This window comes from Janibacter sp. CFPM2_SD2 (assembly GCF_057364645.1).
Window position 1 is genome coordinate 1 of the sequence record NZ_JBNFOF010000191.1, and the last position, 5918, is coordinate 5918.

A 5918-nucleotide genomic window follows, 5' to 3' on the forward strand; every position below is an offset into this window, starting at 1 on the left:
CGCGACGGCCAGCCCGGAGCCGGTTGCCAGCACCAGGACCGGGGGAGCGGGCACTCCCTTCGGCATGGCCGTGACGGGCGCGGTGCCCGCGAGCAGGGCGGTGAGCTCCTCGAGGGCGCGGGCGAAGTGCTCCGGCCCGTAGTCGTGCACGCCGAGCGCATCGCGCACGGGCGCGGTGAAGCCGAGCGACCGGCCCACGCCGAGGTCGATGCGGCCGGGGTGGAGGGCCGCGAGCATCTTCGCCTGCTCGGCCACGACGATCGGTCGGTGGTTGGGCAGCATGACCCCGGCGGAGCCCAACCGGATCCGCTCGGTGCGGGCCGCGATCGTCGCCATGAGCAGCGGCGGGCTGCCACTGGCGATGCCGGGGACGGCGTGGTGCTCGGCCACCCAGATGCGACGGTAGCCGAGCTCCTCGGCCCGCCGCGCCCGCGCCACCGTGTCGTGCAGAGCGGTCCCCGCGTCGTCGCCGGCGCGGGTGCGCGAGCGGTCGAGCAGGCTGATCGGGACGGGGAGAGTGCTCACCCGCACGACCTTAGGCAGATGCGTCGTCGTCGGGGTCGGGCGAAGGGAGGAGTTTGAGTCCCACGACGGCCGCGACGATGCCCGCGATGAGCAGTGCCTTGACCGGCGACCAGGGCTCGGCGCCGGTCGCCATCGCCCACACGACGGTGAGGGCGGCGCCGACACCGGTCCAGATGGCATAGCCCGTGCCGATCGGGATCGTGCGCACGGCGAGGGCGAGGCCGCCCATGCTCAGGGCGAGGGCGACGAGGAAGACGATCGTCGGCACCGGGTCGGTGAGGCCTGCGGAGCGGCCCAGAGCGGTCGCCCACACGGCCTCGAGGACGGCACTGACGAGGAGCAGGACCCAGGGCATGTCAGGACACCGCCTTCAGGCCCGCGACGCAGGCGACGAGCAGGACGACGAGGGCGATCCGGCTGCGGGAGGCGACCTCGTCCCCCTTCGCCATGGACCACACGACGGTGAGGCTGGCGCCGATGCCGACCCACACCGCATAGGCCGTGCCGGTCGGGATGGTCGTCATCGCCCAGGCCAGTCCGACCATGCTGGCGACGAGCGCCGCGGCGAAGAGCAGGGTGGGGCGCAGGCGGGTGAAGCCGTGCGACGCGGACAGGGCTGCCGCCCAGACGGCCTCGAGCATCCCCGAGACGATGAGCACGATCCAGGACACGGGACTCCTCCGATGAGTCCGTCTTGTCGTGGTGCGGGTACGGCTCCCTCGTCCGCAGGCCCCGGACCGGGGCCTCGTCACCCAGCGTAACCGCGGTGTCTCCCGGGTGTCGCACCGTCCCTGTGTGATGATGAGCGGGCAGTTGCACACCCCGTGGGAAGGCAAGACCGTGAAGGGACGTGTCCTCGTCGTCGACGACGACCAGGCGCTGGCGGAGATGCTCGGGATCGTCCTGCGCAAGGAGGGTCTCGACGTGGCGCACGTCGCCGACGGCGCCCGCGCCATCGACGCCTTCCACGAGACGCGACCCGACCTCGTCCTGCTCGACGTCATGCTCCCCGGGATGGACGGCATCGAGATCTGCCGCCGCCTGCGCCAGGAGTCGGGCGTGCCGATCGTCATGCTCACCGCCCGCACCGACACCGTCGACGTCGTCGTCGGCCTCGAGTCGGGTGCCGACGACTACATCGTCAAGCCCTTCAAGCCGCAGGAGCTCATCGCCCGCCTGCGTGCGCGGCTGCGCCGGGGCGACGAGCCGGAGCCGGAGCGCCTGACGATCGGCGACCTGACGATCGACGTCGCAGGCCACTCCGTCAAGCGGGGCGAGCAGGCCCTCGGCCTGACCCCGCTCGAGTTCGACCTGCTCGTCGCCCTCGCCCGCAAGCCGTGGCAGGTCTTCAGCCGTGAGGTCCTCCTCGAGCAGGTGTGGGGCTACCGGCACGCCGGCGACACCCGGCTGGTCAACGTCCACGTCCAGCGCCTCCGCTCGAAGATCGAGCACGACCCCGAGAACCCCCAGATCGTCGTCACCGTCCGCGGCGTCGGCTACAAGGCAGGGCCGTCCTGACGATGACCTCGGCCCTCGAGACCGAGGACGCCGGGGCCCAGGAGTCGGTCAGCGACGGGGCGACCGGCGAGGACGACCGTCCCCGCGAGTGGTGGCTGGTCCGGTGGGTGCGCGCACTCGTCGACCTGTGGCGGCGCTCGCTGCGCTTCCGGGTCGTCACAAGCACCCTCATCCTCGGTCTCGTCGTCGTCTCGATCATCAGCCTGACGATGTACCGCTCGATCGCCGACGGCCTCGTCGACGACCGGATCGACCGCGCCCAGGCGGAGTCGCGGGACCTGACCAACGACGCCCAGTCCCGCTTCAACAGCTACGCGGGGACCCCGGCGGCGCCGGAGCTGTCGGTCTTCGCCAACACGGTCGTCAACACGACGCTCAAGGCGCCGGCTGGTGACGACAGCCGCTACGTCGTCTTCACCCGCAGCCTCGACAACACGACGGACCTGCGCATCCCCAGCGAGGAGTCGGACGACGTCTCGCTCGAGGCGATCCCGAGCTCGCTGCGCCAGTCCGTCTCCGCAGACCCCTCCCGACAGTCAACGATGACCATCGACCTCGAGCGCGGCCCCCAGGACGGGGTCGGCTCCGAGCTGCCCGGAGCGCAGCCCCGGTCCGACGTCGTGCCGGCGGTCGTCGTCGGGTCGCAGGTCGAGGTGCCGAGCGCCGGGCCCTACGACATCTACCTCATCTACCCGATGGACCAGGAGCAGTCGACGCTCGCGACGATCTCGCGCTCCTTCATCCTCGGTGCGCTCTTCCTCATCGCCCTGGTCTCCGCGATCGCCTACATCGTGACGAGCATGATCGTCACCCCGGTGCGCCGGGCGGCGGCAGCCGCCGAGCGGCTCTCCTCCGGCCACCTCAACGAGCGCATGTCCGCGCGCGCCACGACGACCTCGCCCTGCTCGGTCAGTCCTTCAACGACATGGCCGACAACCTCCAGACCCAGATCCGCCAGCTCGAGGGCCTCTCCCGGGTTCAGCAGCGCTTCGTCTCCGACGTCTCGCACGAGCTGCGCACCCCGCTGACGACGATCCGCATGGCCGCCGACCTGCTGCACTCCTCGCGCGACGAGATGGACCCGGTCGCCGGGCGCTCCGCGGAGCTCCTCCACGACGAGCTCGACCGCTTCGAGGAGCTGCTCGCCGACCTGCTCGAGATCAGCCGCTACGACGCGGGTGCGGCGGTGCTCGAGCAGGACCCCGTCGACCTCTTCGCCATCGTCGACCGGGTCGTCGACTCGACGGCGTCGATCGCCGACGCCCGGGGGAGCGAGGTCACCGTCCACCAGTCCCCGGGTCAGACGGCCGTCGCCGAGGTCGACGCGCGCCGCATCGAGCGCGTCCTGCGCAACCTCGTGGTCAATGCCATCGAGCACGGCGAGGGCCGCCCCGTCGACATCTGGGTCGACGCCGACGACGAGGCGGCCGCGGTGCTCGTCGAGGACCACGGCGTCGGGCTCAAGGCCGGCGAGGCTCGCTCGTCTTCAACCGCTTCTGGCGCGCCGACCCGGCCCGGACGCACGACCGGCGGGTCCGGCCTCGGGCTGGCCATCGCCCTCGAGGACGCCCGGCTCCACCACGGGTGGCTGCAGGCATGGGGAGAGACCGGTGAGGGATCCCGCTTCCGCCTGACCGTGCCCCGCTCCGCCGGCGGCCCGCTCAGCTCCTCGCCCCTGCCGCTGACCCCCCGGGAGGGGGACCTGCCGGGGAGCTCGCGGTGAGCTCGCGCGGGTGGGAGCCGGACGGTGCGAGCCGTCGCGGCGGCACGTCACGAGGACGGCACGTCACGCGACGTCACCCGGCGCGGCTTCCTCGCATCGCGGCGGCCGGCGCGCTCGCCGGCTGCGGGCTCGGCTCCGACCCGACGATCCGACCGGGCCTCGCGTCGACGGTGAGCCGCCCGCGCCGCTCAACCGCATCCCCAACCGCCCCGAGGACGGCGCCACGCCGCAGGAGATCATCCTCGGCTTCCTCCACGCCGGGGCGACGAGCGGCGAGCGGCTCGACATCACCCGCTCCTACCTGACCGACGACATGGCGCGCGGGTGGATCCCCGACAGCAGCACGGTCATCTACGACGACGCCGAGCCCCGCGTGCGCGCGGTCAAGGGGACGCCGCGGCTCTACCGGCTCAAGGTGCACGTCGCGGCGGTCATCGACAGCGAGGGGCGCTACTCGGTCGCGCCGCCCAACCTCTGGCAGACCTTCGAGTTCCGCGTCACCCGGGAGGACGGGCAGTGGCGCATCGACACGCTCGACGAGGGCTTCGGCCGGCTGCTGCAGGAGCAGGAGATCGGCTACATCTTCCGCGACTTCCCCGTCCACTACCCGGCGATCGGGTGGAACACCCTCGTCGTCGACCAGCGCTGGTTCCCGCAGGACCAGCTCGCCACGCGTCTCGTGCGCGCCCAGCTCGGCCGCGTGCCCGAGTACCTCGAGGACGCGGTCTCGACGGACAACGGCGCGCGCCTCGTCGTCGACGCGGTCCCGGTGCGCGAGGGCGCCGCGCGGGTGGACCTCGACTCGGAGTCGGTCGCCGACGACCAGACGACCCGCAAGCAGCTGGCCGCCCAGCTCGTCGCCACGCTCATGTCGCTGCCGCAGGTGACCGAGGTGGTCATCACCCTCTCGGGCAACCCCCTCGAGCTCGGCATCGACGGGGCGCTCACGTCGCCCGAGCAGCTCGGCTTCGTCGACCGTAGCCAGGGCGAACCGGAGATCCTCGCCCGCGCCGGGACCAAGGTCGTGCGGGTCGGCGACCGGCTCTCGTCGGTGTCGGCGCAGCACATGGAGGCGGCCGCCACGCAGTTCGCGCCCGTGCCCTCGGACGCCCCGAGCATGGGGCTGCGGGCCGACGGCAAGGAGCTCGCGGTGGTCGACCGGCTCGGGCGCGAGCTCGCCCGCTACCGCGACGACGGCACGCACGTCGACGTCGCGCCCTTCGCCGCCGACCTGACCCGTCCCTGCTACGACTACTTCGGTGTCCTGTGGGTCGGCGGCTCCGGCCTCGGCCGCGAGGCCGGCCGTCGCCTGTGGGGGATCAACGCCACGGCCGACACGGACGACGCCACGGCAACGGCGCCCAAGCACGTGCCGACCCCGTGGCTTGGGCGTCGCTACGTGCGGTCCGCGGTCGTCTCCCCGGAGGGCAGTCGGATCGCGGTGATCTCCGAGGAGAGCCCGGGCACGGGCAGCATCCTCGAGGTCGCCGGCGTCGTCCGCCAGGCCAACGGCCTGCCGCTGAAGACCTCGCCCCGGACCTTCCGCATCGGTGCCTCGCTCGTCGAGATGGTCGACGCCGTCTGGGTCGGCGAGAGCACCTTGGCCGTCATCGGTCGACGTGACAAGCAGTCGGTCCTCCAGCCTCACCTCGTGCACGTCGGCGGCGCGGTCGAGGAGATGGCGGAGCGCCCCGGAGCCGTCCGCGTCACGACGACCGGCGACGAGCGCGACGTCGTGCTCATCACGAAGAGCGAGCGCGTCTTCCAGCGCTCCGGCGGACGGTGGCAGGAGCTGTCGGCGCTCACCGGGGTGGCCACCGGCGGGCGGTGAGGTCGCCCCCCCTTCGTCCACAGCCCGAAGGGGGTGACCCGCACCGTCCACAGGTGGCCGCCGTGAGGCCCCCCGTGGTCGCCAGCTCGCCCAGGCTGGCGGCATGACAGGTGGTCTGGCCGGAGCACTCGGGGCGGCACGTGGTCTCGTCCTCACCCGTGCCTGCGCCGGCTGCGGTGCACCCGACGTCGGCTGTGCCCGCCCTGCCGGTCCGAGCTCGCCGACCTGGCCCTCGGTGTGCGCGGTCCGGTGGCGCCGTCGCCGGTGCCGCCCGGCTGGCCGGGGTGTCACGCCACCGTGCGCTACGAGGGGGTCGCGACG

General features: G+C 72.8%; 7 protein-coding genes and 1 riboswitch. Of the genes, 4 read left to right on the forward strand and 3 right to left on the reverse strand.

Annotation, left to right across the window (positions count from 1 at the left end):
• The 3 genes from AC2W7J_RS14815 to AC2W7J_RS14825 all read right to left on the reverse strand — a co-directional run.
• A partial coding sequence (locus tag AC2W7J_RS14815; protein WP_485983319.1) for an MsnO8 family LLM class oxidoreductase occupies nt 1-525 on the reverse strand: 525 nt, incomplete at its 3' end.
• A 10-nt stretch (nt 526-535) separates the two neighbouring features.
• On the reverse strand, nt 536-880 hold the full coding sequence (locus AC2W7J_RS14820) for a DMT family transporter (protein WP_255184012.1): 345 nt from the start codon (nt 878-880) through the stop codon (nt 536-538).
• Nucleotide 881: 1 nt separating this feature from the next.
• Nucleotides 882-1196: a DMT family transporter gene (locus AC2W7J_RS14825; protein ID WP_485983321.1), complete on the reverse strand. Its 315-nt coding sequence runs from the start codon at nt 1194-1196 to the stop codon at nt 882-884.
• 11 nt (nt 1197-1207) lie between these two features.
• Nucleotides 1208-1274, reverse strand: a riboswitch (guanidine-III (ykkC-III) riboswitch).
• A 91-nt stretch (nt 1275-1365) separates the two neighbouring features.
• Here AC2W7J_RS14825 and mtrA point away from each other — a divergent pair.
• From mtrA to AC2W7J_RS14845, 4 genes are read left to right on the forward strand one after another with little or no spacing between them, the layout of a single operon-like run.
• The gene (gene mtrA, locus AC2W7J_RS14830; protein WP_369694811.1) at nt 1366-2043 is read left to right on the forward strand and encodes an MtrAB system response regulator MtrA; all 678 of its coding nucleotides are present in this window, start codon (nt 1366-1368) and stop codon (nt 2041-2043) included.
• A 2-nt stretch (nt 2044-2045) separates the two neighbouring features.
• Nucleotides 2046-3071 (forward strand): HAMP domain-containing protein, encoded by a 1026-nt coding sequence (locus AC2W7J_RS14835; protein ID WP_485983323.1) that lies wholly within the window; start codon nt 2046-2048, stop codon nt 3069-3071.
• Entirely contained in the window at nt 2969-3766 is a 798-nt protein-coding gene (locus AC2W7J_RS14840) for an ATP-binding protein (RefSeq protein ID WP_485983325.1), read from the forward strand. Before AC2W7J_RS14835 ends, AC2W7J_RS14840 begins: the two co-directional genes overlap by 103 nt.
• A 10-nt stretch (nt 3767-3776) precedes the next feature.
• Complete coding sequence (locus tag AC2W7J_RS14845; RefSeq protein ID WP_485983327.1) at nt 3777-5597, forward strand: LpqB family beta-propeller domain-containing protein; 1821 nt, start codon at nt 3777-3779, stop codon at nt 5595-5597.
• Nucleotides 5598-5918: the final 321 nt, after the last annotated feature.